Below are 25,364 nucleotides of genomic sequence, written 5' to 3'. Positions count from 1 at the left end.
GTTTCCGAAGTGAATCAATTCCTCAAGGCGATATGCCCGACGCGGTTAAGGATCAATGGCGCCAGTCGCGGCGCGGCGCAGACGAGGCTGGACTGCGAGGGTTCTGCGCGATTGTAGGCGAAGGGGCGGCCAAGATGATCCCCGCAATAGGCGCCGGCCTCGCGAGCGATCAGATCGGCGGCGGCCAGGTCCCAGTCGCTCTTGCGCACGATGGCGATGGCCGCGTCGAAGGCGCCCGAGGCCACAAGGCACATGCGGTAGGCCGTCGAATTGCGGGCCTCGATCCGCATGGCCGGCCAGGCCTGTGGCCAGGAGGGATGCTCGAACATCCGCTGGTCGCCGATCATGCCGCAGCCCTCCACCAGGTCGCAGGCGCTGGCGCGGATCAGCTCCCCGTTCATGTGCGAGCCCTGGCCGGCGACGGCGGTGTAGGTCTCCTCAACATCAGGCGCGAAGACCACGCCGGCGATCGGCAGACCATCCTCCACCACGGCGATGGAGACCGCCCACCAAGGCCGGTCGCGAATGAAGGCCCGGGTGCCGTCGATGGGGTCGACGACGAAGAGCCGGCGATTGGACAGTCGGTCGGTGTTGTCGGCGGTCTCTTCCGACAGCCAGCCATAGTCCGGCCGTGCTGCGCGCAGGCGTTGGGTCAGCAGGGCGTCGGTGGCGAGGTCGGCGTTGGTGACCTGGGTGTTGTCGGACTTGATCTCGACGCTCAGGCCCTCGTCGCGCATGCGCACCGCGAGGCGGCCGGCCTCCAGGGCCGCGGCGACGATCAGCTCCAGATCGGCGCCCGCGTCGGTCATTTCCCGGCTATGGCCAGTCCGTCCACGAGGATCGACGGCGCATTGGCCGAACCCCGGAACTCCAGGTCCGATCCGGGGATCAGGCGGGCATAGATGTCGATCAGATTGCCGGCCACGGTGATCTCGGCCACCGGATAGGCCAGGACGCCGTTCTCGAACCAGAAGCCGGCGCAGCCCACCGACCAGTCGCCGGTATTACCGTTGAGCGAGGGGCCGAACATCGACGTGATCAGCACACCGCTTCCAGCGTCGGCCATCAGCTCCGCCTGGGTCCGGGTTCCCGGCTGCAGGGTCAGGTTGGTGGTGGAGACGCCCGGGGGACCTGCCAGGCCGCGCGAGGCGTGGCCCGTGGTTTCCAGGCCCAGCTGCCGGGCCGAGGAGGAGTTCATCAGCCAGGTGCTCAGGACGCCATCGTCGATCAGGTTCCAGGCGCGGTTGGCCACCCCCTCGTCATCGAAGGGCGAGGAGCCCAGGCCGCGCACCTTGTGCGGGTCGTCGGTGACGTTGATCCCCTTGGAAAAGACCTGGGCCCCCAGCTTGTCCTTCAGGAAGGAATTGCCCCGCGCGATGGCGGGACCGGAGATGGCGCCGATCAGCGGACCAATCAGCGACATGGCCAGGCGGTTTTCGAAGATCACCGGGGCGGTGGTCGAGTTGATCTTGCGAGCGCCCAGCCTCGCCGCCGCGCGGCGGCCGGCCTCCGCCCCGATGCTCTCGGGCGTGGGCAGGTCGGCCTGCCAGCGGGTGGAGCGGCCGTCATAGCCGCCTTCCATCTCGTCGCCATCGCTGGCGATCACCGACACGCCGATGGAATAGCTCGAGGCGCGGTGAACGCCGGAAAAGCCGCCCGAGGTCACCAGCCGCCATTGGCCCGAGGAGGTGGAGGCCGATCCGCCGTCGGAGTTGGCGACGCGGGGCATGGCGCGGCCGGCCTCCTCGGCGGCGCGGGCGCGATCCTCCAGCTGTTCCGGCGTCGGCTCGGAGCCGTCATAGAGATCAAGGTCCGGGAAGGGGCCCCGCGCCAGGCGGCTGGCCTCAGCGAGGCCGGCATAGGGATCCTCCGGCGCCAGCCGGGCCATGGCCACGGCGCGTTCCACCAGCTTCGCGCGGGCCTCGGCCGAGACGTCGGAGCCGGAGACGGTGGCCTGCTGCTTGCCCACGAAGACCCGCAGGCCGAGGTCGCGGGACTCCTCGCGCTCCACCTCTTCCAGCTTGCCCAGGCGGACATTGATGCTCAAGGCGGCGCGCTCGGCGCCGACGGCTTCAGCGGCGTCGGCGCCGGCCTTCAGGGCGGCGGCGACGACATCGGCTAACAGGCTCTCTTCCATCCCGTGGATATGGCCGGGCGCGGGCCCCGGGGCAACCCTGACGTCGTCCTGTCCGGGATCGGGCCGCCCCTAGGGTTTGGCGGCCCGCTTCGGCGCCGGGATGCCGAGGGCCTCGCGCATGACCTCGAAGATGTCGGTCTGGTCGATCAGGCCGCGCAGGCGCTCGGCCCCCGGTCCCTGGGCATAGGCGGCGACGTCCTCCCCCGTATGGGCCGCGCTGTTCATCTGAATGCCGGCCGGGGCGCGATAGCCGGGTTCCAGCGTATTCACCGTCGTGGGGTCGATGCGGCTCTCCCCGGCCTTTGGACCGCCTGGACCCGTCTGATAGTTCAGTATGCCGTAGGCCTTGCCGTCGCCCGCCAGCCTGGGCTTGCCCTGCGCGTCAGTGACCAGGCCCAAGATCGGGCTATCGCGGTGTCCACCGTTGATTGTCAGGCCGTGGCTGTGATCGGCGGTCACCAGGATCAGGGTGTCGGCGCGGTCGGTCATGGCCAGAGCCTGGTCGACGGCGGCGTCGAATTCCACGGTCTCGTTCAGGGCGTCGCGGACCAGGCCGGCATGGTGGGCCTTGTCGATCAGTCCGCCCTCCACCATCAGGAAATAGCCCTTGGGGTTCTGGGACAGCAGCGAGATCGCGGCCTTGGTCATGTCCGTCAGGCGCGGCGCCTGCACCGGGCGGCTGCTCTCGCGGGCCATGCTTTCTCCGGCGAACAGACCCAGCAGGTGGCGCGTTCCCTTGGGCAGCTTGGACAGGCCCTCGGCGGTATCGACGAAGGCCGCATCGGGCCGCTTTGCCCATTCCCGCGTCAGGTCGCGGCCGTCCAGCCGCTTGGCCGGGGTGAAGAAGGTCGCCCCGCCGCCCAGGGCCACGTCCAGCCTCATGGCTTCGGGGGCGTCCACCAGTTGGCGGGCGATATCCACGCATCCCTCGGCGGCGGCTTCCTTCGGCATGGCGAAGTCCCCTTGCCAGCTGCGGGCGCTGGTATGGGCGTACAGCGCCGCCGGCGTGGCGTCGGTGATGGCCGCGGTGCTGACGGCGCCTGTCGACATTCCCCGCTGCTTGACCAGTTCGGCCAGGGTGTCGACCCGGCCGGCGATGGCCGACGCACAGCTCTGGCGATTGACGGTCGCGTCGACCCCCAAGGCGCCGTTGATGGTTCGCACCCCGGTCATCATGGCCGAGGCGCCGTTGGCCGAGTCGGTCACCAGGCTGTCGGCCGAATAGGTTTTCACCAGGGCGAGGTTGGGGAAGCGTTCAAAGGTCAGCCGATTCGAGGCGCCATCGACGCCCCGAAGCTGACCCTGATAGATGCGCGCCGCCGTGACGGTCGAAACCCCCATGCCATCGCCGACGAACAGGATGACGTTGCGAGCCTTCTGCGGCTCCGCCGACTGGGCGGCTCCAACGACGGAGAGGCCGACAGCGAGCGCCGCCGCCGCGCTACCAGCGTGTCGAAATCCGAATGTCTTCACGTCCGTCTACTCCCAGACCATCGACCACTGTGGAGAGGCGCCCGCCTTTGGAGCCGACAACCCGATCTGGATGGTCATCGGCCAGATTGATCACACCCGCATGAAGGCGGACGCGATTGGTCGGTTCTTAGGCGCAGGACATCCATTGGCGGCTTGGCTTGCGCTGGATGCAACGGCCGCTAGGCGATGGCGTAGAACAGCAGGGCCACGCCGATGAACACATAGGCGACCCAGGTGGCCAGGACCCCGATCACCCTGGGGAAAGAGGTCCCGCCGCTGTTGGAGAGGCCGATGGCGTGCAGGCAGCGGCCGGTGAACATCACAAAGCCCGCCAGGTGAATGGCCAGGCTGGGCGCGCTGACCAGGGCCAGGACCGCGATCCCGCACATGGCGGCGGGGATGTACTCGGTCGCGTTGCCGAAGGCGCGGATGGCCTGGGCCAGCTCGGGGATGCCCTCGTCGCCCAGGGCAACCTTGTGCTTCTGCCGCTGGCGCACCACCAGCAGGGACAGCACGAGAAGCAGGAACAGGTGCAGCCCGACCCAGAGGGCGGCGGCGTTGCCCGAGAACGATGTTACGGCGTCCATGGTGTCACTATCCCCGATATGCGGCGGCAGTTGGGGTGGAAACGCCCCAAAGGGCAACCCCTGCCGCTATTTGACTGGCGCGCCGCCGCCCGGCAGCCCCAGCCGGGACCATTTCTCGCTCACCAGCTTCACGGTCGCCTCGTCCATGCCGAGCTTCTCGCCCCACTCGCGATGGGTCTCAGGGGGCCATTTGTTGGTGGCGTCCAGGCCGACCTTGGACCCCAGCCCGCTCTCGGGCGAGGCGAAGTCCAGATAGTCGATGGGGGTGCCCTCGATCAGGGTGATGTCGCGGGCCGGATCCATGCGGGTCGACAGGGCCCACATGACGTCCTTCCAGTCGCGGGCGTCGATGTCGTCGTCCACGACGATCACCCACTTGGTGTACATGAACTGCCGCAGATAGCTCCAGACGCCCATCATCACCCGCTTGGCGTGGCCCGGGTAGGCCTTCTTCATGGAGACCACGGCGATGCGGTAGGAGCAGCCCTCCGGCGGCAGCCAGAAGTCGACGATCTCCGGGAACTGCTGGCGCAGCAGGGGAATGAAGACCTCGTTCAACGCCTCGCCCAGCACGGAGGGTTCGTCCGGCGGCCGGCCGGTGAAGGTGGTCAGATAGATGGGGTTCTTCCGCATGGTGATGGCGCTCACCTGGAAGATCGGGAACTGCTCGACGGAGTTGTAGTAGCCCGTGTGATCGCCGTAGGGGCCCTCATCGGCATATTCATCAAGAAGAACGTGGCCCTCGATGACGATCTCGGCATTGGCCGGCACCATCAGGGGCACGGTCTTGGCGGGGACCAGCTCCACCTTGGCGCCGCGCATCAGGCCGGCGAACTGATACTCCGAAAGGGTCTCTGGGACCGGTGTCACCGCCGCCAGGATGGTGCCGGGGTCGGCGCCGATCACCGCGCAGGCGGGCAGGGGCTCGCGCTTGCCGGCGCTCTTCCAGCGGCGGTGGTGCTGGGCGCCCCCGCGGTGGGCCAGCCAGCGCATGAGGGTGCGGTCCTTGCCCAGCAGCTGCATGCGGTAGATGCCGAGGTTGTAGTCGTCCTCGCGGTCCTCCGACGGACCCTTGGTCACCACCAGGGGCCAGGTGATCAGGGGCGCGGGCTCGCCGGGCCAGCAGGTTTGAATAGGAAGCTTGTTCAGGTCGATCTTGTCGCCGGTCCAGACGATCTCCTGCACCGGCGCCTTCTTCACCGTGGTCGGGCGCATGGACATCACGGTCTTGGCGAGCGGCAGCATGTCCCAGGCGTCCTTCAGGCCGCGCGGCGGCTCTGGCGCGCGCAGGAAGGCCAGCAGTTCGCCCACCTCGCGCAGCTCGGCGGCGGTGGTGCGTTCCTGGTTGTCCAGGGTGACCCCCATGGCTACCCGCTTGACGGTGCCGAACAGGTTGACCAGGCAGGGCATGCCCGAGGGCTCGCCGTCGGCGCGGGTGACATTCTCGAACAGGACCGCCGGGCCACCGGTGGCCAGCAGGCGGCGCTGGATCTCAGTCATCTCGAGAACCGACGAGACGGGCTCGGCGACGCGCACCAGTTCCCCGGCGGCCTCCAGCTTGGCGATGAAATCCCGCAGGGACCGATAGGCCATGTGCTCTCCGAAAACAGTTGGCCGGAAGCTAGGGCCCGCCCCCGCCTCTGTCACCCTTTGCGGTGCGGGGCGGGCGGGGTAAAATCAAACCCATGAAACGCCTCGACCTCGACGACATGCCCCCCAAGCTCGCTCAGATGCTCACCGGCCTCGCCGAGGGCGAGGAGTTGCTGCTGGTGCAGGGCGGCATGGTGGCCGGCCACCTCACCGGCGGGGCGCCGGTGGCCAAGGCGGGCGAAGGCGAGCCGCCGCCCCCACCCGAGGAGCAGGCCAAGGAAATCTTCGAGCAGTTCCGCTCGATGATGGAGGATGACTTCTAGGCCCTGGAGGCGTCGAATTCCTTGATCAGCTTCTTCGGCGCGATCTGCCGCCACTTGCGCTCCAGGAAGCCGCGGAACGAGCCGGGGTGCAGGGTCTCGATGCGGGCCAGCACGCTGGGATAGTCCTTGTAGTGCGGGGTGATGTGGAAGGTCCTGGGCTCGGCCTCCATCAGCATGTCGCGCTCGTCTAAGCTGACGCCCATCAGCACCACGCTCTGGTCCTCGCCGCGCAGGCGGGTGAAGAACTTGCCGTTCACCTTGTAGGCGGGCGCGCCGTAGGACTCGCCCTCCTCGGCGCCGGGAAACGACAGGATGATCTCGCGCATCTCGTCGGGCGTCATGGGAGTCTCCGTGCTTCAGGCGAGGCTCGCCCCAGGCGCCGCCATCGTCAATCGCGTCCTGCTTGGTGGCGTCAGTAGGCGAGCGCCACCCCGTCCTTGCGCATCTCGGTGGCGGCGGCGTAGCGGCCGGGCCAGCGCTCGATGGCCTGATACCCGCCATAGCCGCCGGGCTCCGGGGCCATGACCCAGCCGATCTTGGCCAGCGCCTGTTTCGTCGCCTCGGGCACCCCGGTCTCCAGGTTGAGCACGCCGATCCCCTGCTGCGCCTCGCCGGTGGGTTCGGTGGAGCCGCCGTGATGCCAGCGCGGAGAGTCGCCGGCTTCCTGAAGGCCGAGGCCGAAGTCCACCATGTTGGAGATGATCTGGGCCTGGCCCTGGGGCTGCATGTCGCCGCCCATGACGCCGAAGGACAGCCAGGGCTGGTCGCCCCGGGTGGCGAAGCCGGGGATGATGGTCTGGAAAGGCCGCTTGCCCGGCGCGTAGAGATTGGGGTGGCCGTCGGTCAGGGCGAAGAGTTCGCCGCGGTCCTGGAGCATGAAGCCCAGGCCGTCGGGCGCCAGGCCCGAGCCCATGCCGCGGTAGTTGGACTGGATGATGGAGACCATCATGCCGTCGGCGTCGCTGGTGGTGAAATAGGTGGTGTCGCCGTGGCCGGGCGCCTGGCCCGGATTGACCGGGGTCAGGATGGCGTCAGGGCGGATCAGCCTGGCGCGCTCCCTGGCGTAGGCCTTGGAGATCAGCCACTCGGTGGGGATCTTGGCGAAGTCGGGATCGGCGTAGTATCGGGCGCGGTCCTCGAAGGCCAGACGCTTGGCCTCCACCCCATGGTGGATCGCGGCGGCGGACTGGAAGCCCATCGCCTTGATGTCGAATTCCTCCATGATGTTGAGGGCTTGCAGGGTGGCTAAGCCCTGGCTGTTGGGGGACAGGCCCCAGACGTCCACGCCGCGATAATTGACCCTGTGCGGCGGGTCCCAGCGGCTGTGGTGAGCGGCCAGGTCGGCCTTGGTCATCCAGCCGCCGATGCGCTTGAAATAGCGCTCGATGGTGGCGGCGATCTCGCCCTCGTAGAAGGCGTCGCGCCCGCCATCGGCGATCAGGCCGTAGGTGCGGCCAAGGCCTGGATTGCGGAAAACCTCGCCCTCGACCGGGGTCCTGCCGCTGGACGCCCAGACCGACTTGAAGTTCTCCACCTCCTCCAGCCCGGCGCCCGGCCTGGTGAAGTTCTTGAGGGAGCGTTCCAGGTAGTAGGCGACGTTCTGGCTGACCGGGGCGCCCTCATCGCAGTGGGCGATGGCGGAGGTGAACAGGTCCTTCCACTTCAGCTTGCCGTAGCGCTGGTGCAGGGTCCACCAGGCGTCGACGGCGCCCGGCACGCTGACCGAGACCGCGCCATAGGAGGGGATGAGGCCCTTCTTCGAGCGCGCACGCACCGTCTCCAGCGACAGGCCCTTAGGGCTGCGGCCCGAGCCGTTGAGGCCCACGACCTGTCTGGTCTTCGGGTCCCACAGCATGACGAAGCAGTCGCCGCCGATCCCGCAGGCGATGGGCTCGACAAACCCCAGCACCGCATTGGCGGCGATGGCCGCGTCCACCGCCGACCCGCCGGCCTTGAGGATCTCGATGGCGGCCAGGCTCGCCAGCGGGTGGGCGGTGGCCGCCGCGCCATGGACGCCCCAGGCGGCGCTGCGGCTGGCGAAGGTGGCGCCGTCCACGCGGTCGCCGCCGCGCACATCGGGACGGTTGCGATTCGGATTGTCGCTGCGGGCATCGGCCAGCGCGCGGGTGGCCAGGGCGGCGGCGGGGAGGGCGGCGAGGAAGGTGCGGCGGCGCATGCGGACTCCAAGACTGGACGTCGCGCACTATGACTCAGGCGTCAGGGCGCGTGAAACTTTCCTCGGCGCCCCTATCGCCTTGATGGAGACATCGCTCTGTCAGCCCCCGGCTATCTATCCGAAACTACAGCCCAGGCCCTGCGCCGAATTTAGCCCTCGGTGAATACCGCGAGTTCATTCCCGCTGGGGTCGCGGAAGTGGAAGCGGCGGCCGCCAGGGTAGCTGTAGATGGGCCTGACGACCTCGCCGCCGGCGGCGGTCACCTTGGCCAGCATGGCCTCCAGGTCCGTGGTGAAGATCACCACCAGGGGCGCCGCCGCAGCCTCGGCCTCATCGGCCTGGAAGCCGCCGTCCAGGCCGCTGTCGTCGAAGGCGGCATAGGTCGGGCCGTAGTCGGTGAAGCGCCAGCCAAAGGCCTCACCGTAGAAGCTCTTGGTGGCCGGCAGGTCCCGGCCGGGCAGCTCCACATAGTCGATCTTGCCGTCTTCGCGCATTTCGGTCGCCACTCTCAGTTCCGCGTTTGTTCTATTTCTAGAAGTTCAGGCCGGGAGAGTCCAGACCGAGGTCTTCTTGACCTCCTGATCCTCCAACTCGCGGGTGGTGGCGACCTGGTATTCGGCCAGCTTGGTGAGGCCCGAGCGGGGGAAATAGGAGCGGCCTGGATCGCCGATCAGCACCGTGGTCCCCCGCGCGCGGGCGGCGGCCAGCCAGGCCATGACGGCGTCGGCCATGGGCTTTTCGTAGCAGATGTCGCCGGCCAGGATGACGTCGGCCGCCGGCGCGGGCGCGTCCAGCAGGTTGGCGTCGGTGAAGTCCAGGCTCACCCCGTTGACCTGGGCGTTGAGGGAGAGCGCCGCGCCGCAGAAGCCGTCGATGTCGGCGGCCAGGACGTGGGCCGCGCCGGCCTGCATCGCCGCGATCCCGACGATCCCGGAGCCCGAGGCGAAGTCGACCACCCGCTTGCCGGCGACGACCTCGGGATTGTCGAGGATATAGCGGGCCAGGGCCTGGCCGCCGGCCCAGGCGAAGGCCCAGAAGGGCGGCGGCAGGCCGATCTCGGCCAGGGCTTCCTCGGTCATCTTCCAGATCGGGGTGATCTCGTCGGCGAGATGCAGCACCAGCTCCGGCGTGTGGGGCGGGGTCTGCAGCCGGGTGTTTTCGAGGATGAAGGCGCGGCGGCCCTCAAGGCTGGGATCGATCATCCCCCCGCTTAGAGACTTTCAGTCGGAAACTGAAAGCCTCTAGGTCTTTTGCTTGGTCGCGGGACGGGCGCCTGAACCGGCGGCCACTTCAGGCTGTCACGCTCGCGCGGTCAGGCTTCCCCGCCGCCAGGGACAAGACCTTCAGATACCCACCCGGCTCCACCAGCATGCCCTTGGTGACCCCCGCCTTGGCCAGGGCCCGGTGCGCGTGGGGCAGCTGGTAGCAGGGCAGGTGCATGAACATGTGATGTTCGCAGTGGTAGTTCACATAGTAGGGGGCCAGCAGGGCGCGCTCGATCAGGTTGGCCCTGGTGGTGCGGGCATGGCGCAGGGGATCGGGCTCGTCCTTGGCGATGCAGGCGTGCTCGGCGATGTTCCTCAAGCGGGTGATCATCGGATACCAGGTGGCCTGGGGCAGAACCCACAGCACGGGCCAGGCCCACCAGGCGCCGAAGGGCAGGCCGATGGCGGTGATGACCACGCCCCCCAGCAGCCAGCGGCGCTTGCGGCGCACCTCCTCGGCCAGGATGGGCAACACGGGCTGACCGGGCTTGCGGGCCTTCAGCCGGGCGACGAGATCGCCGAACCGCTGCTTGAAGAAGGTCTGGCCGGTGAGGTCGCGGACCAGCTTGCGGCGCAGGGACTTGCGCGTGATCGGAAACGGCGCCGAAAGGCCGAGGTCCGGATCCTCGGCCTGCTGGGCGAAGCGGTGGTGGGTGAGGTGATAGGGCCGGTAGCGGGCCAGGCCGCCGCCGGTCAGCCACTCGCCGGCCCAGTCATTGACCTTGAGGTTCCTGTGCAGGGCGCCGTGGGCGGCGTCGTGCATGAGGATGGCGAGGCCCAGCTGCCGACCGCCGATGATCATCACCGCCAGGGGCAGGGTCAGCGGCCAGACCACCACCATGGCCCCGGCCGCCAGGATGACGATCCAGGCGTGGGCCAGCAGGGCCAAGCCCCGCCAGTTGGAATGGGCGGCGAGGCGCGCCCACTGGTCGGGCGCGAAATAGGTCTTGGGATCGACGCGGGATGCGGCTGCCATGATCACCATTGTCCCACAAAACATCGTGACGAAACAGCGTGACCCTAGGTCACGACAGGTCTTGGGGAAGATGGCCGCGCGGCCTAGGTTGGCGTCAGGATTTCCCCGGAGACCCGAATGCGCGCGCCGATCCGTCTGGCCTTGCTGGCCCTGACCGCAACCTTGATGGCCGGGGGCGCCCAGGCCGCCAGCTTCAATTGCGATCGCGCGCGGACCCAGGACGAACTGACCATCTGCGCGACCCTGAAGCTGAACGACCAGGACGTGCGCATGGCCCAGCTCTACGACATCGCCCAGCATTCGGTGGCGATGGGCGCGCGGGGCGCCATCCAGGACGATCAGCAGGCGTGGCTGAAGACGCGGCGGGCCTGCGGCGCAGACCGCACCTGCCTGGCGCGGGCCTATACCCGGCGGATCGCGGCGCTGAACACCGTGCTGGAGCGCGTCTACCAGAAGGGGCCGTTCTAGGCGTCTCGCCTGAAGGCGCTTAGAGCGCCGAGGCTGGCCCGTCCCACATGCCGGCGGTCATGGCGATCACCAGCAGCAGACCCGCCAGGCTGTTGGACTTGAAGAGGGCCAGGGCGGCCACGCCGTCTCTGACGTCCAGCCGCGCGGCCTGCCGCGACAGGTGGACGCCGAACAGGGCGGCCGGCGGCAGGAAGAGGGGGCCCAGGCCCCCGACCCAGGCCGCGGCCAGGGCCAGGACGAAGGCGGTCACATAGAAGCCGAGCACCGCCTTCGGGGCGGCGTCGCCCAGCCGCAGGGCCGAGGACTTCACGCCGGCCAGGGCGTCGTCCTCCAGGTCCTGGACCGCGTAGATGGTGTCATAGCCCAGGGTCCAGAAGACGCCGGCCGCATAGAGCAGGATGGCGGGCCAATCGACCCGGCCGGTGACAGCGGCATAGCCCAGCAGGGCGCCCCAGTTGAAGGTGAGGCCCAGCCAGGCCTGCGGCCACCAGGTGATCCGCTTCATGAAGGGATAGGCCGCCACAAGGGCCAGGGAGGCGACGCCAAGGCCGATGGCCACCGGCCCCATGGTCAGCAGGATGGCCAGCGAGATCATGGCGCAGGCGACGACGAAGACCCAGGCCTGGCGGACGCTGATCTGGCCCGCCGGGATCGGGCGGGCGGCGGTGCGCGCCACCTTGGCGTCGAAGTCGCGGTCGACGATGTCGTTATAGGCGCAGCCGGCCGCGCGCATCAGGGCGGCGCCGACGAAGAAGGCCGCCATCAGCAGCGGATCCGGCCACCGGCTCTCCATGGCGGCGGCCAGCGCGATCCCCTGCCAGCCCGGCAGCATCAGCAGCCAGATGCCGGTGGGACGGTCGAAGCGTCCCAGTTTCAGCCAGGGGCGCAGGGCCGAGGGGGCGTGGCGGTCCACCCAGTTGGTGGGGGCGGCGTCGGGGAGGTGGGTGGTCATCTTGCCCTCTCCATAGCAGCACCGTGGCTTTCGCGCCGCAGTCAGAATTTGGCGTAACGCCGTCGCTTGACGGGGGAATCCGAGCCGCCTAGCTTCCGGCCTCCACACGCGACCGGAAAGGAGGGTCATCAAAGATGAAAGTCATCGCAACGACCACCCTCCGCCGACGCGCCGCCGGGTCCTTCTGCTGACCTGAGAGATTTCCCCGGCCCGCGCGCCCGCTGCGCCCGCCCCAAGGGATCCCTCCCGCGACCCGCGCTGGACGTTCCAGCCGCTCCCCATTCTCCATGACGTCGATGATGCGCGCGCCGCGTCCCTCGCCGTCCCCGCACTCCGACGGCTCACATGACGCAAGCTTACGACGATGAGGACGCCAACCGTCCCCGAACCCTGACCAACAGCCAGGTGATCGGCTTCATGGCCGGCCACTGGATGGCCGAGCCTCGGCGGTTCGCGCTGCTCGCCGTGCTGATGCTGGCCTCGACCGCCTGCGACTTGTCGATCCCCTGGGCGACCCGGGCCCTGATCGACGCGGTGGCGACGCCCACCTCGCCCACCGACCAGGCGTGGATCGCCTGGGCCGCGCTCTCGGGGCTCTACCTGGCCTTCTACTGTCTGCGCAGCTTCATGTTCCGCATGTCCAACGGCTACTATTCGCGGATCATGGCGCGGATGGTGACGGCCGCCTTCGCGCGGGTGCAGGCCTTTTCCGCGGACTGGCACGCCTCCAACTTCGCCGGCGCCACGGTGCGGCGGGTGAGCCGGGCCATGTGGGGCTATGACAGCGCCTCGGACGCCCTGCTGTGGATGCTGACGCCGACCCTGATCGTGCTGTCGGGCCTGGCCATCTCCATCGGCCTGAAGTGGCCGGCGGCGGGGATTTTTGTGGCCGTCCTGGTGGTCGCCTTCGCCATCTTCAACATCGTGGTCTCCACCCACTTCATCCGCCCGGCCAACCTGGCCTCCACGGCCCTGGACTCCCAGATCGGCGCCAACCTAGCCGACGCCATCGGCGGCAATCCGGTGGTGAAGGGTTTCGGCGCCGAGGCCCGCGAGGAAAAGCGGTTCAGCGACCATGTCGCCATCTGGCGGACAGCCCAGAACAAGACCTGGGACCGGTTCAACACCGTGGGCTGGGGGCAGAACCTGTTCCTGGTGATCCTGCAGGCGGGCCTGACGGGACAGCTGGTCTATGCCTGGAGCCATGGCGACGCGACGCCCGGCGACGTGGCCTTCGGCATCACCTCCTTCATCGTCATGGCCGGCTACATGCGGAACTTCAGCGAGATCACCCGCATGCTGCAGAAGGGCCTGGACGACATGGTGGATGTCGCCACCTACATGCGCACCGAGCCGCAGCTGGCCGACAAGCCGCACGCGGCGCCCTTCCGCGGCGAACTGGGGGCGGTGGTCTTCGACCGCGTGACCTTCGGCTACGAGAACGCCGCGCGGCCGCTGTACCAGGACTTCACCCTGGTGGTGGCGCCCGGCGAACGGGTGGCCCTGGTGGGGCCGACGGGGGCCGGCAAGTCGACCTTCGTCAAGCTGCTGCAGCGGCTCTACGACGTGCAGGCCGGCCGCATCCTGATCGACGGCCAGGACATCGCCCATGTCAGCCAGGGCAGCCTGCGGCGCGCCATCGCCGTGGTGCCCCAGGACCCGGCCCTGTTCCACCGCACCATCGCCGAGAACATCAGCTATGCCCGGCCCGAGGCCACCGAGGACGAGGTGATCCTGGCCGCCAAGCGGGCCCGGGCGCACGACTTCATCGCCAGCCTGCCGAAGGGCTATCACACGCTGGTCGGTGAGCGCGGCGTGAAGCTGTCGGGCGGGGAGCGCCAGCGGGTGGCCATCGCGCGCGCCTTCCTGGCCGACGCGCCGATCCTGGTGCTGGACGAGGCCACCTCGTCCCTGGACGTGGAGACCGAGCGCCAGGTGCAGGCGGCCATGGAGGAACTGATGATGGGCCGCACCACGGTGGTGATCGCCCACCGGCTGTCGACCATCCGAGGCGCTGATCGCATCCTGGTGTTCGAGGGCGGCCAGCTGGTGGAGGAGGGCCGCCATGCGGACCTGGTGGCGCGCGGCGGGGCCTATGCCCGGCTGCACGCCGTGACGGAGGCGGGCGCGTGACCGAGCACTATGAAGAGGTCGACGAGTCGGCCAACCGGGTCCTGAGCAACCGCCAGGTCCTGGGGTTCGTCATGGGCTACTGGCTCCGACGACCCTGGCTGCTGGCCGGCACCCTGGTGATGACCCTGGCCGGGATCGGTTTCGACCTGGCCATGCCCTGGGCGTCGGGGCGGCTGGTGGACGCGGTGACCGCGGGACCTTCGTCGCAGGACACCGCCTGGGTGGCCTGGGGCCTGTTCGTCGGGGTCTATCTGGTGGGCTCGCTGATGCGCAATCTCGCGCCGCGGTTCTGGATTCCCCTGGCGGCCGGCAACATGCGCGAGATCACCGAGGAGGGGTTCGGCAAGGTGCAGTCCTTCTCCGCCGACTGGCACGGCGACAACTTCTCCGGCGCCACGGTGCGCAAGCTGAGCCGCGCCATGTGGGGCTATGACGAGGTCTCCGACGCCGTGGTCATGTGGCTGGGTCCGGCGCTGGCGGTGCTGCTGGGCCTCTCGGTGATGATGATCCTGCGCTGGCCCATGGTGGGCCTGTTCTCGCTGGCCACGGTGATCTTCTACATCGCCTCCAACGTCTTCCTGACCAGCACCTTCGGGCGGCCGCTGAACCTCAAGTCGGTGGGGCTGGACAGCCGGATCGGCGGGGCGATCGCCGACTCCGTCGCCTCCAACGCCACGGTGCGCGCCTTCGGGGCCGAGGACCGCGAGGCGACCCGGATCGCCGGGGTGACCCAGCTGTGGTCCAAGGCGGTGCAGCGCACCTGGACCCGGTTCACCGACATCTGGTTGGTGCAGAACCTGCTGCTCGTCCTGCTGCAGGCGGGGCTTACCGGCCTGCTGTTGCGGCTGTGGGCGCGGGGCGAGGCGACTCCCGGCGACGTGGCCTTCGGGGTCACCTCCTTCATGTTGATGAGCGGATACCTGCGCAACATCGGCGACAATATCCGCATGCTGCAGAAGGGCCTGGACGACGTCGAGGACGTGGCCCGCTACCTGACGCTCGAGCCCCAGGTGGCCGATGCGCCCGGCGCGCCGGCCTTCGCGGGCGACCTGGGGGAGGTGGTCTTCGACCGCGCCACCTTCGGCTACAAGTCGGCGCAGAGCGCGCTCTATCGCGACTTCTCCCTGAGGATCGCGCCGGGGGAACGGATCGCCCTGGTGGGGCCGACCGGGTCGGGCAAGTCGACCTTCGTCAAGCTGGTCCAGCGGCTCTATGACCTGGATGGAGGCCGTATCCTGATCGACGGTCAGGACGTGGCCAAGGTGACCCAGGGCAGTCTGCGGCGCGCCATCGCGGTGGTGCCGCAGGATCCGGCCCTGTTCCACCGCACCATCGGCGAGAACATCAGCTACGCGCGGCCCGAGGCGACCCGTGACGAGATCGAACTGGCCGCCCGCCGCGCCCGCGCCCACGACTTCATCACCCGCCTGCCCAGGGGCTACGAGACCCTGGTGGGGGAGCGCGGCGTGAAGCTGTCGGGCGGCGAGCGCCAGCGGGTGGCCATCGCGCGGGCCTTCCTGGCGGATGCTCCCATCCTGGTGCTGGACGAAGCCACCTCGTCCCTGGACGTGGAGACCGAGCGGGAGGTGCAGGCGGCGATGGAGGAGCTGATGGTGGGCCGCACCACCATCGTCATCGCCCACCGCCTGTCGACCATCCGCGGCGCCGACCGCATCCTGGTCTTCGACAACGGCCAGGTGGTCGAGGAGGGTCGCCACGCCGAGCTGGTGAGCCGGGGCGGGGCCTACGCCCGGCTGCATGCGGTGACGATGGGGGCGGTTTAGGCGCCAGGTGAAGTGGTTCCGCCGCCCCCCGAAACTGGTTCGGTATCCGAACTAGTTCTGGGCCGCGGCGAGGCGCAACGCCAGGTCGCCCTTGGGTTCCACGCGGACGCTGCCCAGGCCGAGCCAGCGCGCCATGAGCTGAAGTTCGGTCATCAACCGGCCAGGCGTTTCGCCGTCGGCCGAAGGTTCGGCGTGGGCCGACTGCACCACCAGGACGCCGGCCTTGCGGTCGGCCTTGAGGTCGACGCGGGCGGTGATGGCTTCGCCCTGCAGGAAGGGCAGGACGTAGTAGCCATGCACCCGCTTGTGGGCCGGCGTGTAGATCTCCAGCCGGACCCGGACCCCGAACAGCCGCTCGGTGCGCTCGCGGAACCAGATCAGGTTGTCGAAGGGCGAGAGCAGGGCGCCCGCGCTGATCTTCCGGGGCCGCCGGGCGCCGGGGTCGAGATAGGCCGGCGGGTCCCAGCCCTTCACCGACACTGGCAGCAGGTCGCCGGCCTCCACCAGCTCTGCCAGACGCGCCTTGGTGTCGGCCACCGGCATGCGGAAATAGTCGCGCAGGTCGCGCTCCGTCGCCACGCCCTGGGCGCGGGCGGCGATGCGCAGCAGCTGGCGCTGGGCCTCGTCGCGCGGCGGGGTGGGGGCGTCGCGCACCGACCTGGGATGCACGTCGTCCGGCAGGCCATAGACCCGCTCGAAGGTGGTGCGCCGGGTGGCCGTGGTGATCTCGCCGGCCCAGAACAGGCACTCCATGGCCCGCTTACCCTCGCTCCAGCCCCACCAGCCGCCGCGGCCCTTTTCGCCGATCTCCAGCTCGCCGGCGGAGATGGCGCCGCGGGCGTGGATCTCGGCCAGCGCCTTGTCGATGAAGGTCCGGTTCTCGCGCAGGAAACGGGCGACCCCCTTCCAGGTCCCGAGCCCCTCGCGGGCGTCGTCCATCCGCCAGCGCATCAGGGGCTGCAGGGCGTGGGGGGCGAGGGACGCCTCGTGCATCCAGTATTCGAACAGGGCCGGCTTCTTGCCCCAGGCGATCTCCTCCAGCAGGGGCCGGGGATAGGCGCCGAGCCGCGAGAACAGCGGCAGGTAGTGGGTGCGGCTGACCACATTGACCGAGTCGATCTGCAGCAGGCCGAGCCGGTCGATGGTCTTCAGCAGGTGACGCCTGGCGGGCGCCTCGGGCCGGCGGTCGGCGAACCCCTGCGCGGCCAAGGCGATGCGCCGGGCCTCAAGGGCGCTGATCGTCGGCGTCACGCCCTTACCGCTCCAGGCGTCCGTCGGTGAGGGCCTCGATCACGAAGGGGAAGACGATCTCCGGATCGGGGTTCTTGATCTGCTTGGCGATCTCCTTCGGGGCGATGGCGTTGACGATATGGCGCATGACGTTGAGCCGCCCGGCGTCCTTGTCGTCGTTGCGCACGCAAACCCAGGGACTTGGGGCCGCATGGGTGCGCTTGAGCATCTCGTCGCGGGCTGTGGTGTAGTCGTCCCAACGGCTCTGGGCGGCCTCGTCCAGGGGGCTCGACTTCAGCACCTTCAGCGGGTCGGAGTGGCGTTCGGCCAGGCGCTTGGCCTGTTCCTTCTTGGAGACGTCGAGCCACAGCTTGACGATGTTGACGCCGCTTTCCACCAGCATGGCCTCGAAGGCGGAGACGTCACGCAGGAAGGTCTCGTGCTCCTCGGGCGTGCAGAAGCCCATCACCGGCTCCACGCCGCCCCGGTTGTACCAGGAGCGGTTGAAGATCACGAGTTCGCCGGCCGCCGGCAGGTAGGGCACGTAGCGCTGGAAATACCATTGGCTGCGCTCGCGGTCCGAGGGCTTGGGCAGGGCGACCACGCGGGTGGCGCGCACCGACAGGTGTTCGGTCAGGCGCTTGATCGTGCCGTCCTTCCCCGCCGCGTCGCGGCCCTCGAAGATGATCAGCACCTTGGCGCCGCTCTCCATCGCCTTCTGCTGGAAGCGCACCAGGGCGAGCTGGGCCTGTTCGAGATCGTTGAGGCCGTTGTCGGACTTATCGGATTTGGACATGGGCTGAGCCTAGTCCTTGTGGCGGGGCGTGCGCCAGGGGGGTCGAAAGTGGGAATACGCGCTACTTATCCGGGGCGTCGGCTTCGACCCGTAGCGCCCTCACCCCTCACATCCAATGACGGTTCGCGATCCTGCGCCCAGACGCCGGCGCCGACAGGCCAAGGTCTGGCCCTGTGCCGTCCAGGCCGCCGGCGCCGCCAAGCCGCGCCGATACCGCCGACTGCTCCCCAGGAGACAGGGCGGCGAACTGTCGGCGGAGGTCCAGCCAGCAGGCCGCCCGATAGGGAGAGGCCGGAATTTCAAAGCGGGCCCCGAAACTCTCAAAGCTTACCTTGGGGGCATGGCTCGCCACCGCCGCCAGATTGGTGGCCAGATAGGGCAGATAATCTGCCCCTATGCAGCGCAGCAGCGGATCGAGATCGCCGGGCGGATCTCCGACCCTGAGGCTGCCAGACAGAGTCTCCGGCGTCGCGGCCCACAGGCGTGCGGTCCAGGCCAGGACATTGGGAGCCCGCTCGCGCAGGATGGCCGCTGGGGTCGGGTCGTGGGAGAAGTGACGGAACATCGGACCGAACAGACCGAAATCGGCCTCGCAGGGTCGATCGCCAAACAGGAAGGCCTGGGCGGCCAGGACCGGTTCCAGCATGTCCAGCACCGCCAGATAGTGCCCTTCAACGGCCGGGCCATTGTCGCGGGTCACGCCGTCGGCGCGCAGGTACTCCCGCTTCTGCCGTGTGGTGATCACCAGGCTCCGTATCCAAAGGGGCGCCGGCACGTCTCGCAGCATGGTCCGCGCAATCTGGCGGCCCATGAGCCGGGAGTCCTCCTCAAACGCCCAGCGATAATAGAGCGCCGGGCGCCAGAGCCATTCGTCGAAGGCGTCTTCCAACAGGCGGCTTAAGAAGGCGCCGGTGGCGGCCAGGGGGCGAAACTGCGGCTCCATCCCCTGGTCCTCGAACCTCGCCATGATCGCCGTGGTGTCGGTGAGCCAGTCGCCCTGCGGGGTCCGCAATTGCGGCATCTGGGCGACCCCGGTTTCCTTCGCGCATCGCCGGAAGTCAGCGGTGTCCATTTCCACAAAGGTGAACGCGATCCCCTTGGCGCGCAGATAGGCTTCCAGCTTGCCGGTGAAATAGGAAAGCTTCAGCCCGTGCAGCTCATAGGGCTGGTCCGTCATGCCGCGCGCTTCCGTCTCCTGAGCCAGTTACCGCCGGCGACCAGAGCGACCAGCCCCGCAATGATGGCCCCAAAGGCTGGCAAGGCGAAGCCGAGCTGACGCTGAATGGCGTTCACGGCGACCTGCTTCATGCTGTTATAGCCCTCGGGTAGAGGTTGCACCCCGACCCGGCGCTCATAGGCCGCGTAGTCGGCCAGCATGGATTTGAACACGGCGGGCTGGTCGCCGGAAAGGTCGCGGGTTTCGCCTGGGTCGGCCTCCATGTTGAACAATCGCCATCGCCCATCGCCAACCGGCGCCATGTTTCGCACGATCTTCCAGGCGCCGCGAAACAGGGCCGCATTGCCCGAGACCTCCATCCCCACTGCCTCGTCGTCGGGGTGGGCGGTGGCCGCGTTGTCAGCCAGCGCCGGCCGGAGGCTGCGCCCGTCCAGGGATACCGTTTTGGCCGGGGCCGGCGGCGCCGAGGCGAAGTCGAGTATGGTCGGCGTGACATCGGTCACAAACGTCGCCGAGGTTACCCGCGTGGCTGGCGCGATCCCGGGACCCGACATGATCAGCGGCACATGGATGCCGCCTTCGGAGGTGTAGAACTTGTACAGCCCCCCGGGGGAGGAGATCGCCGCAGCCCATTCAGGGCCGATATAGTTGAGGCTGCCCCGTTCCCCCAGGGTTTGCAGGTTCCGGTCATAGCCATGTTGGGCCATCCACAGGCCCATGCCGGGGGCATGGACGGGATCACTGGGTTCCGGCCCATTGTCGGAGGTCACCACGAACAAGGTGTTCTCAAGCTCTCCCCGCTCGCCGAGACGACGGATCAGCCGACCAATGCTGGCGTCCATCGCCTCCAGCATGCCGGAATAGACTTCCATGCTGCGCGCATAGGTGCGCCGGTCGGCTTCGGACAGGCTCTCCCAGGCCTTGGCGAGCTGGGGCATGTCCTGCACCGGCGCCCCGGGCGGCAGTATGCCCAGTTCCCGCGCCCGCTCAGCGCGCTGACGGCGGAGCTCAGCCCAGCCACCATCGAAGCGGCCGCGATAGTGGTCGGAGAACTGGCGCGGCGCCTGCACCGGTATGTGCACCGCCTGAAACGCCAGATAGGCCAGGAAGGGCTGGGCCCCGGCCGGTTTCTCGTCCAGGTATCTGATCATCCGGTCGACCAGCAGGTCAGAGGAATAGTAGTTGGCCGGCATGCGGGCGCGCACACCGTCCTCGAACCATGGCGCGTCGGCGTAATAGGGCATGTAGGGCTTGGCCGCCCAGTTGTCGGCGCCCGACGCGTCCAGGGCCAGGGAGCGGTCAAAGCCATGGCCGTTCGGCAGCTGACCTTCGCCATGCCCCAGGTGCCACTTGCCGGCCATCAAGGTACGATAGCCAGCCTGTTTCAGCCGATCGGCGACGGTCAGAACGCCAGGTTCAAGGTGCAGGCCATAGCCCGGCTTGCCCCGCTGCGAGGCCGGCAGCACCTCTTCGATGGTCGCCACGCCCGCACGATGATTGTCGACGCCGGTCAGCAGCATGGCCCGCGACGGCGAGCACAGAGGCGATGTGTGATACCCCGTGAACATGGCGCCGCGCGCCGCCAGCCGGTCGATATTGGGCGTGCGCGCCTCGCCCCCGAAGGCCCCGAAATCCATCAGGGCCGCGTCATCCACCAGGATCAGCACCACATTGGGGCGCTTGGGCGCAGCCGCGATGGGGGCCGCCACCGGCGCCCCCGGCAGAGTCATCAGCAACAGACCCGCGGCAAAGCTTCCTGCCCATCGGTTCAACTGCATTATGAGGATCTCTAGGTCAGACTACCGACGTTGGACGATTTTGTGGCACGTATAGTGTCACTAGGTCAACGCCGGGCCCCGGGGGGGAGATGTCGGAGCTACATCGATGATGTGGAGGCCGCTCTCTAGGAGCATCTTGATGCCCCCGATAAGGCCATTCGGCTCTATCGGATGGGGGGTAGAGGTCCGCTTTCAGGCATCGGGCCTGGGACAGTTTTCACCCTCGGGAGACATTCGCTGAGTCCGCTTCGGGCGCGGAAGTTCAAGGTCTGCTTTCGGAAAGTAGGGACACACACGACTTGTCTGGGCGTCAGGTTCGGTCGGTTAGGTCGTGCGTGTCCCCACGGTCGGCGGCGCGCATCTAGGTCACCGGCAGGGGCTCCATCCCGAGGGCCCGTCGGAAGGTGTTGTGGTAGTGGTGCAGAGGCGGCTCGTTGCGCCCGAACAGCAGCTGGTCCTGCAGGCCCGCGGCGAGGGCTCGCTGGGTGGTTTCGGCGGTGGCGTAGTCCTCGGCGGCCACCACGGCGGTGAAGCCTTCGGAGAACAGCATGCCCATTCCCGGATTCTCGGCCAGGACCTCGGGGTCGAAATAGTAGCTGATCTGCGAGATCGAGCGGCCGGGATTTTCCGGGTCGGGATAGACCCGCACCACCGCGATCCGCTTGTTACCGACGTTCACCACCACGTTGGGGAACAGGAAATAGACCGGGAAGCCGCCCTGCTCGATGGTCCAGTCATCTTCGGGCCGCCCTCGCAGATCGTCGATACCCTTGAGGCACAGGACCATGCGGTGGTTGCGCTGGTAGGACCGGTAGGACAGCACGTCGCCGTGGAAGTTGTTGGCCAGGGTGTCCTTGTGAAGGCGCTTGAAATGGTAGGTCTCGCCAAAGGTGTCGGTGGCCAGTTTCCAGTTCAACTTCATGTCCAGGTTCTGTTCGTGGGCCAGGACGTAGCGGCCCCAGTCCCAGTGCTCGAGATCCTCGGCGACGCCCTGGAACAGGGTCTCGGTGTCGATCACACCCTTCGGATCGGGATGGACCAGCAGGAAGCCGAACCGCTCGGCGGCCGGCAGCTCGATCAGGCCCAGGCAGCTCTTGTCGATGGTTCCGAACTGGTCCTCCTGGGGCACGCCGACCAGGGCGCCTGTGGCGTCATAGGTCCAGGCGTGGAAGGGGCAGGAGAACCGCGACTTCTGGCCCCGGCGGGCCTGTTCCACCATCGGCCCGCGATGCCGGCAGGAATTGAGGAAGGCGCGGACTTGGCCCGCCTTGTCCCGGGTCACCAGGATCGGGATGCCGAGATCGTTGCAGGTTATGAAGCTGCCCGGCTCGGGCAGGTCGGCGGTCATGCCGACGATCTGCGGGTGACCGCGGAAGAAGGTCTCCCACTCCCGTCGGGCAAGGTCGGGGCAGGTGTAGGTGCTGGCCGGGCAGGACATCACCCCGCCGGCGTCGGCGTTCACGCCCTCGTCGAGCTGGGTCATCAGTTCGCGCAGGACTTCGATCTGGACGGCGGGTTTCATGTCGAGGCGACCTCGGTGGGAATGGCGGCGCTGAGCACGCGGAAGGTGGTGGCGATCTGGTCGCGGCGGGCCTGAAGGGGCTGGGCGCGGCGGCTGGACACCCGCAGGCCCTGGTTGACCAGCATCAGGAAGGCGGCCAGTTCATCGGCCTGGCCCGGCGGGCAGCCGGCGTCCCGCAGGCAGGCCTCGAACCCGGCCTGAACCTGCGCCAGCCGCATAGCGGCTTGGGCGCTGAGCCCGTCATCGACCTCGGCCATTTCCAGCACCGTGTTCACCAGCAGGCAGCCCCATTCCGCCTTGCCGCCGGGCGGGTCGACGACGCTGCGGTCGAAGAACCGGCGCAGCGCCTCCAGGGGCGGCTGACCGTTGCGGGCGCGGGCCAGGATCTGCAGGGTCCGGGCGGCGAACAGGTCCAGGCATTCCAGCATCAAGCCGCGCTTGTCGCCGAAGGCGGCGTAGAGGCTGCTGCGGCTGATCCCCATCTCGGCGAGCAGATCGGGGAGGGACGCGGCCTGGTAGCCTTGGCGCCAAAACACCCGCATCGCCCGGTCCAGGGCGGCGTCACGATCGAATTCGAGGGGCCGGGCCATTGAGATATTCTGGACCGTTCAGTCCAGAATGCAAGCCCGTTGGTGAAGCTGGGCCGACGGTCAGCTGGTGAGGCGTTTCCTCCCAGGCCGGGCAGCACTAGAACCCTCCGATGATCCGCCTCTTCGTGCCCCACGATCTCGCCGCCACGCTCGCCCTGCCGCTGGACGACGGCCAGAGCCGCTACCTGGCCGCGGTGATGCGCCAGGGGGTGGGCGACGAGCTGCTGGTGTTCAACGGCCGCGATGGGGAGTGGCGGGCCACCATCATCGAGACCGGCAAGCGCCGGGTGATTCTGCGGGCCGACCGGCTGGAACGGGCCCAGGCGATGGGGCCCGACCTCGACCTGGTGATCGCGGTGGTCAAACGCGGGCGGCTGGAGACCATCGTCGAGAAGGCCGCCGAACTGGGCGCGCGCCGGGTCCAGCCGGTGCTGACCGAGCGCACCAACGCCGACCGGGTGCGGGTGGACCGGCTGCAGGCCATCGCCGTGGAGGCCGCCGAGCAGACCGGCCGGCTGGACGTGCCGGAAATCCTTGAACCTGTGAAGCTGGACCGGCTGCTGAAGGCCTGGAGCGGCCGCCGGCTGCTGTTCTGCGACGAGGCGGGCGACGCGCAACCGGTGACGGAGGCGCTCTCCGGTGGGGTTTCTGAACCCTGGGCGATCCTCATCGGTCCGGAGGGCGGGTTCTCCGCCGCCGAGCGCGAACGCTTGCGGGGCTTGGATTTCGCGGTCCCGGCGACACTAGGCCCCCGGATCCTGCGGGCCGACACCGCGGCGATCAGCGCCATGACCCTGTGGCAAGCTTCGCTGGGGGACTGGCGAACATCTTGAGCTTTGGAGAATTGCGCCCACCTGAGTGAACGGCGTAAAGATCGCCGCCGCTTGGGATCGACGCCCGTTCGGCGTGTCTGTGTGGGTTGGGGAGATACATATGGCCGACGTCCTGGGCGACGACCGACCCCTCACGTTCGAGGATCTGGTCCACTGGTTCCAAGAAGGCGAGAAGCCGGCCGACCAATGGCGGGTGGGCGCCGAGCACGAGAAGTTCGTGTTTCGCCTGGGGAGCCACGAGCCGGTCGCCTATGACGGGCCCAAGGGCATCAAGGCGCTGCTGGACGGCCTGACCCGCTTTGGCTGGAAGGGCGTCTACGAGGGCGAGCACATCATCGCCCTGGAACGCGGCAAGGCCAATGTGAGCCTGGAGCCCGGCGGCCAGTTCGAGCTGTCCGGCGCGCCGCTGGAGACCATGCACGACATCTGCGAGGAGACCGGGACCCACCTGCAGGAGGTCAAGGTCGTGGCCGACGAGCTGGGGCTGGGCTTCCTGGGTCTCGGCCACACGCCGATCTGGAAGCGTGACGAGGTCCCGGTGATGCCCAAGGGCCGCTACAAGATCATGCGGGAATACATGCCCAAGGTCGGCGGCCTGGGCCTGGACATGATGTTCCGCACCTGCACCGTGCAGGCCAATCTCGACTTCGGCTCCGAGGCCGACATGATCGCCAAGTTCCGCACGAGCCTGGCCCTGCAGCCCATCGTCACCGCCCTGTTCGCCAACTCGCCCTTCGTCGAGGGCAAGCCGTCGGGCTGGCTGTCGAGCCGCGCGCGGATCTGGACCGACACCGATCCGGACCGCACCGGCATGCTGGGCTTCGTCTTCGAAGACGGGTTCACCTACGAGACCTACGCCCGCTACGCGATGAACGTGCCGATGTACTTCGCCAAGCGCGACGGCAAGTACATCGATCTGGCCGGCAAATCCTTCGTCAAGTTCATGGCCGGCGAGTTGCCGGAGATGCCGGGCCAGCGCCCCAGCATCAAGGACTGGGCCGACCACACCACCACCCTGTTCCCGGAAGTGCGCCTGAAGCAGTACCTAGAGATGCGCGGCGCCGACGCCGGGCCCTGGGGCCGGCTCTGCGCCCTGCCGGCCCTGTGGACCGGGATCTTCTACGACCAGGCGGCGCTGGCCGCGGCCTGGGACCTCTGCAAGGACTGGTCAGTGGACGATCACGAGCGCCTGCGCGCCGACGTGGCCCGTATCGGGCTGAAGGCTCAGGTCAACGGCCGCAGCGTACAGGACGTCGCCAAGGACATGGTGGCGATCGCGCGCCAAGGGCTGAAGAACCGCAACCGCCTGAACGGCGGCATGATCGACGAGACCGGCTATCTCACCGAACTGGAAGAAATCGCCGACAGCGGCGTGACCCCGGCCGAACGGCTTCTCGAACTGTACAACGGCCCCTGGGCCGGCGACGCCAGCAAGGTCTTCGAGGCGTTCGCATATTAGAGCCGCGAACCCTTCTCCCCTTGCGGGCGTGAACAACGCCCGTCATCCCGGGCGACCCACAGGGGAGACCCGGGACCCAGGGGGATTGATTGCGGCCCCTGGGTCCCGGCTCTCC

23 protein-coding genes are annotated in these 25,364 nt (G+C 68.4%); 6 read left to right on the top strand and 17 right to left on the bottom strand.

Features of this window, described 5'->3' with window-relative positions:
* Positions 1 to 14: 14 nt before the first annotated feature.
* The 5 genes from OCL97_RS14275 to OCL97_RS14255 all read right to left on the bottom strand — a co-directional run bounded on the left by OCL97_RS14275 (position 15) and on the right by OCL97_RS14255 (position 5,790).
* The gene (locus OCL97_RS14275; RefSeq protein WP_304777037.1) at positions 15 to 809 is read right to left on the bottom strand and encodes a 3'(2'),5'-bisphosphate nucleotidase CysQ; all 795 of its coding nucleotides are present in this window, start codon (positions 807 to 809) and stop codon (positions 15 to 17) included.
* Positions 806 to 2,137 (bottom strand): TldD/PmbA family protein, encoded by a 1,332-nt coding sequence (locus tag OCL97_RS14270; RefSeq protein WP_305703840.1) that lies wholly within the window; start codon positions 2,135 to 2,137, stop codon positions 806 to 808. The genes OCL97_RS14275 and OCL97_RS14270 overlap by 4 nt, the downstream gene beginning before the upstream one ends.
* 69 nt (positions 2,138 to 2,206) lie before the next feature.
* The gene (locus OCL97_RS14265) at positions 2,207 to 3,610 is read right to left on the bottom strand and encodes an alkaline phosphatase (RefSeq protein ID WP_377370596.1); all 1,404 of its coding nucleotides are present in this window, start codon (positions 3,608 to 3,610) and stop codon (positions 2,207 to 2,209) included.
* Between the two features lie 179 nt (positions 3,611 to 3,789).
* Complete coding sequence (locus OCL97_RS14260; protein WP_304777040.1) at positions 3,790 to 4,197, bottom strand: MAPEG family protein; 408 nt, start codon at positions 4,195 to 4,197, stop codon at positions 3,790 to 3,792.
* 66 nt (positions 4,198 to 4,263) lie between these two features.
* Entirely contained in the window at positions 4,264 to 5,790 is a 1,527-nt protein-coding gene (locus tag OCL97_RS14255; RefSeq protein WP_377370595.1) for a UbiD family decarboxylase, read from the bottom strand.
* A 92-nt stretch (positions 5,791 to 5,882) separates the two neighbouring features.
* Between OCL97_RS14255 and OCL97_RS14250 the strand changes: the two genes are divergently transcribed.
* Positions 5,883 to 6,110, top strand: coding sequence for a hypothetical protein (locus OCL97_RS14250; protein WP_304777042.1), 228 nt, complete (start codon positions 5,883 to 5,885; stop codon positions 6,108 to 6,110).
* On the opposite strand, the gene OCL97_RS14245 is transcribed toward OCL97_RS14250, so the two are convergent.
* The 5 genes from OCL97_RS14245 to OCL97_RS14225 all read right to left on the bottom strand — a co-directional run bounded on the left by OCL97_RS14245 (position 6,107) and on the right by OCL97_RS14225 (position 10,527).
* Positions 6,107 to 6,451 (bottom strand): MmcQ/YjbR family DNA-binding protein, encoded by a 345-nt coding sequence (locus tag OCL97_RS14245; RefSeq protein ID WP_377370594.1) that lies wholly within the window; start codon positions 6,449 to 6,451, stop codon positions 6,107 to 6,109. The two genes, OCL97_RS14250 and OCL97_RS14245, sit on opposite strands and share 4 nt — an antisense overlap.
* Positions 6,452 to 6,522: 71 nt before the next feature.
* Entirely contained in the window at positions 6,523 to 8,286 is a 1,764-nt protein-coding gene (locus tag OCL97_RS14240) for a gamma-glutamyltransferase family protein (protein ID WP_377370593.1), read from the bottom strand.
* Positions 8,287 to 8,435: 149 nt separating this feature from the next.
* Complete coding sequence (locus OCL97_RS14235) at positions 8,436 to 8,780, bottom strand: VOC family protein (RefSeq protein ID WP_377370625.1); 345 nt, start codon at positions 8,778 to 8,780, stop codon at positions 8,436 to 8,438.
* Between the two features lie 45 nt (positions 8,781 to 8,825).
* On the bottom strand, positions 8,826 to 9,488 hold the full coding sequence (locus OCL97_RS14230) for a class I SAM-dependent methyltransferase (protein ID WP_377370592.1): 663 nt from the start codon (positions 9,486 to 9,488) through the stop codon (positions 8,826 to 8,828).
* A gap of 88 nt (positions 9,489 to 9,576) precedes the next feature.
* Positions 9,577 to 10,527, bottom strand: coding sequence for a fatty acid desaturase family protein (locus tag OCL97_RS14225; protein ID WP_377370591.1), 951 nt, complete (start codon positions 10,525 to 10,527; stop codon positions 9,577 to 9,579).
* Between the two features lie 117 nt (positions 10,528 to 10,644).
* Between OCL97_RS14225 and OCL97_RS14220 the strand changes: the two genes are divergently transcribed.
* Complete coding sequence (locus OCL97_RS14220; RefSeq protein WP_377370590.1) at positions 10,645 to 10,995, top strand: lysozyme inhibitor LprI family protein; 351 nt, start codon at positions 10,645 to 10,647, stop codon at positions 10,993 to 10,995.
* A gap of 19 nt (positions 10,996 to 11,014) precedes the next feature.
* On the opposite strand, the gene ubiA is transcribed toward OCL97_RS14220, so the two are convergent.
* A complete protein-coding gene (ubiA, locus tag OCL97_RS14215) occupies positions 11,015 to 11,947 on the bottom strand; it encodes a 4-hydroxybenzoate octaprenyltransferase (protein WP_377370589.1) in 933 nt (310 codons plus the stop codon).
* Between the two features lie 345 nt (positions 11,948 to 12,292).
* Here ubiA and OCL97_RS14210 point away from each other — a divergent pair, with 345 nt between their 5' ends.
* Together OCL97_RS14210 and OCL97_RS14205 are read left to right on the top strand one after the other, a co-directional pair.
* The gene (locus OCL97_RS14210; RefSeq protein WP_377370588.1) at positions 12,293 to 14,080 is read left to right on the top strand and encodes an ABC transporter ATP-binding protein; all 1,788 of its coding nucleotides are present in this window, start codon (positions 12,293 to 12,295) and stop codon (positions 14,078 to 14,080) included.
* Positions 14,077 to 15,864 (top strand): ABC transporter ATP-binding protein, encoded by a 1,788-nt coding sequence (locus OCL97_RS14205; protein WP_377370587.1) that lies wholly within the window; start codon positions 14,077 to 14,079, stop codon positions 15,862 to 15,864. Before OCL97_RS14210 ends, OCL97_RS14205 begins: the two co-directional genes overlap by 4 nt.
* A gap of 51 nt (positions 15,865 to 15,915) precedes the next feature.
* Here the strand turns inward: OCL97_RS14205 and OCL97_RS14200 are convergent, their stop codons facing one another.
* From OCL97_RS14200 to OCL97_RS14175, 6 genes are all read right to left on the bottom strand, one after another.
* Positions 15,916 to 17,115: a winged helix-turn-helix domain-containing protein gene (locus tag OCL97_RS14200; RefSeq protein ID WP_377370586.1), complete on the bottom strand. Its 1,200-nt coding sequence runs from the start codon at positions 17,113 to 17,115 to the stop codon at positions 15,916 to 15,918.
* A gap of 4 nt (positions 17,116 to 17,119) precedes the next feature.
* Positions 17,120 to 17,890, bottom strand: a complete 771-nt coding sequence (gene ppk2, locus OCL97_RS14195; RefSeq protein ID WP_377370585.1) for a polyphosphate kinase 2 — start codon at positions 17,888 to 17,890, stop codon at positions 17,120 to 17,122.
* A 106-nt stretch (positions 17,891 to 17,996) separates the two neighbouring features.
* Positions 17,997 to 19,067 carry a glutathione S-transferase N-terminal domain-containing protein gene (locus OCL97_RS14190; protein ID WP_377370584.1) on the bottom strand — a complete coding sequence of 357 codons (1,071 nt, stop codon included), beginning with the start codon at positions 19,065 to 19,067 and terminating at the stop codon, positions 17,997 to 17,999.
* Positions 19,064 to 20,797, bottom strand: coding sequence for an arylsulfatase (locus tag OCL97_RS14185; RefSeq protein WP_377370583.1), 1,734 nt, complete (start codon positions 20,795 to 20,797; stop codon positions 19,064 to 19,066). Before OCL97_RS14185 ends, OCL97_RS14190 begins: the two co-directional genes overlap by 4 nt.
* 409 nt (positions 20,798 to 21,206) lie before the next feature.
* A complete protein-coding gene (locus OCL97_RS14180) occupies positions 21,207 to 22,367 on the bottom strand; it encodes an aromatic ring-hydroxylating oxygenase subunit alpha (protein ID WP_377370582.1) in 1,161 nt (386 codons plus the stop codon).
* The gene (locus OCL97_RS14175; protein WP_377370581.1) at positions 22,364 to 22,957 is read right to left on the bottom strand and encodes a TetR/AcrR family transcriptional regulator; all 594 of its coding nucleotides are present in this window, start codon (positions 22,955 to 22,957) and stop codon (positions 22,364 to 22,366) included. The genes OCL97_RS14180 and OCL97_RS14175 overlap by 4 nt, the downstream gene beginning before the upstream one ends.
* Before the next feature lie 110 nt (positions 22,958 to 23,067).
* Here OCL97_RS14175 and OCL97_RS14170 point away from each other — a divergent pair, with 110 nt between their 5' ends.
* Both OCL97_RS14170 and OCL97_RS14165 read left to right on the top strand, forming a co-directional pair.
* Complete coding sequence (locus OCL97_RS14170) at positions 23,068 to 23,790, top strand: 16S rRNA (uracil(1498)-N(3))-methyltransferase (RefSeq protein ID WP_304777055.1); 723 nt, start codon at positions 23,068 to 23,070, stop codon at positions 23,788 to 23,790.
* 100 nt (positions 23,791 to 23,890) lie between these two features.
* Positions 23,891 to 25,249, top strand: coding sequence for a glutamate--cysteine ligase (locus tag OCL97_RS14165; protein ID WP_377370580.1), 1,359 nt, complete (start codon positions 23,891 to 23,893; stop codon positions 25,247 to 25,249).
* The last annotated feature ends 115 nt before the right edge of the window (positions 25,250 to 25,364 follow it).

The sequence above is a fragment of the Phenylobacterium ferrooxidans genome, from assembly GCF_042714595.1.
Lineage (GTDB): Bacteria > Pseudomonadota > Alphaproteobacteria > Caulobacterales > Caulobacteraceae > Phenylobacterium > Phenylobacterium ferrooxidans.
The sequence above is the reverse complement of the archived record's forward strand: the minus strand, read 5'-3'. Positions and strand labels throughout refer to the sequence as shown.

Bases quoted from the DNA above. Each gene is read 5' to 3' on its own strand.
- OCL97_RS14275 (WP_304777037.1), bottom strand. From the start codon at position 809: ATGACCGACGCGGGCGCCGATCTGGAGCTGATCGTCGCCGCGGCCCTG.
- OCL97_RS14270 (WP_305703840.1), bottom strand. From the start codon at position 2,137: ATGGAAGAGAGCCTGTTAGCCGATGTCGTCGCCGCCGCCCTGAAGGCC.
- OCL97_RS14260 (WP_304777040.1), bottom strand. From the start codon at position 4,197: ATGGACGCCGTAACATCGTTCTCGGGCAACGCCGCCGCCCTCTGGGTC.
- OCL97_RS14255 (WP_377370595.1), bottom strand. From the start codon at position 5,790: ATGGCCTATCGGTCCCTGCGGGATTTCATCGCCAAGCTGGAGGCCGCC.
- OCL97_RS14250 (WP_304777042.1), top strand. From the start codon at position 5,883: ATGAAACGCCTCGACCTCGACGACATGCCCCCCAAGCTCGCTCAGATG.
- OCL97_RS14245 (WP_377370594.1), bottom strand. From the start codon at position 6,451: ATGACGCCCGACGAGATGCGCGAGATCATCCTGTCGTTTCCCGGCGCC.
- OCL97_RS14240 (WP_377370593.1), bottom strand. From the start codon at position 8,286: ATGCGCCGCCGCACCTTCCTCGCCGCCCTCCCCGCCGCCGCCCTGGCC.
- OCL97_RS14235 (WP_377370625.1), bottom strand. From the start codon at position 8,780: ATGCGCGAAGACGGCAAGATCGACTATGTGGAGCTGCCCGGCCGGGAC.
- OCL97_RS14230 (WP_377370592.1), bottom strand. From the start codon at position 9,488: ATGATCGATCCCAGCCTTGAGGGCCGCCGCGCCTTCATCCTCGAAAAC.
- OCL97_RS14225 (WP_377370591.1), bottom strand. From the start codon at position 10,527: ATGGCAGCCGCATCCCGCGTCGATCCCAAGACCTATTTCGCGCCCGAC.
- OCL97_RS14220 (WP_377370590.1), top strand. From the start codon at position 10,645: ATGCGCGCGCCGATCCGTCTGGCCTTGCTGGCCCTGACCGCAACCTTG.
- ubiA (WP_377370589.1), bottom strand. From the start codon at position 11,947: ATGACCACCCACCTCCCCGACGCCGCCCCCACCAACTGGGTGGACCGC.
- OCL97_RS14210 (WP_377370588.1), top strand. From the start codon at position 12,293: ATGACGCAAGCTTACGACGATGAGGACGCCAACCGTCCCCGAACCCTG.
- ppk2 (WP_377370585.1), bottom strand. From the start codon at position 17,890: ATGTCCAAATCCGATAAGTCCGACAACGGCCTCAACGATCTCGAACAG.
- OCL97_RS14190 (WP_377370584.1), bottom strand. From the start codon at position 19,067: ATGACGGACCAGCCCTATGAGCTGCACGGGCTGAAGCTTTCCTATTTC.
- OCL97_RS14185 (WP_377370583.1), bottom strand. From the start codon at position 20,797: ATGACTCTGCCGGGGGCGCCGGTGGCGGCCCCCATCGCGGCTGCGCCC.
- OCL97_RS14180 (WP_377370582.1), bottom strand. From the start codon at position 22,367: ATGAAACCCGCCGTCCAGATCGAAGTCCTGCGCGAACTGATGACCCAG.
- OCL97_RS14175 (WP_377370581.1), bottom strand. From the start codon at position 22,957: ATGGCCCGGCCCCTCGAATTCGATCGTGACGCCGCCCTGGACCGGGCG.
- OCL97_RS14170 (WP_304777055.1), top strand. From the start codon at position 23,068: ATGATCCGCCTCTTCGTGCCCCACGATCTCGCCGCCACGCTCGCCCTG.
- OCL97_RS14165 (WP_377370580.1), top strand. From the start codon at position 23,891: ATGGCCGACGTCCTGGGCGACGACCGACCCCTCACGTTCGAGGATCTG.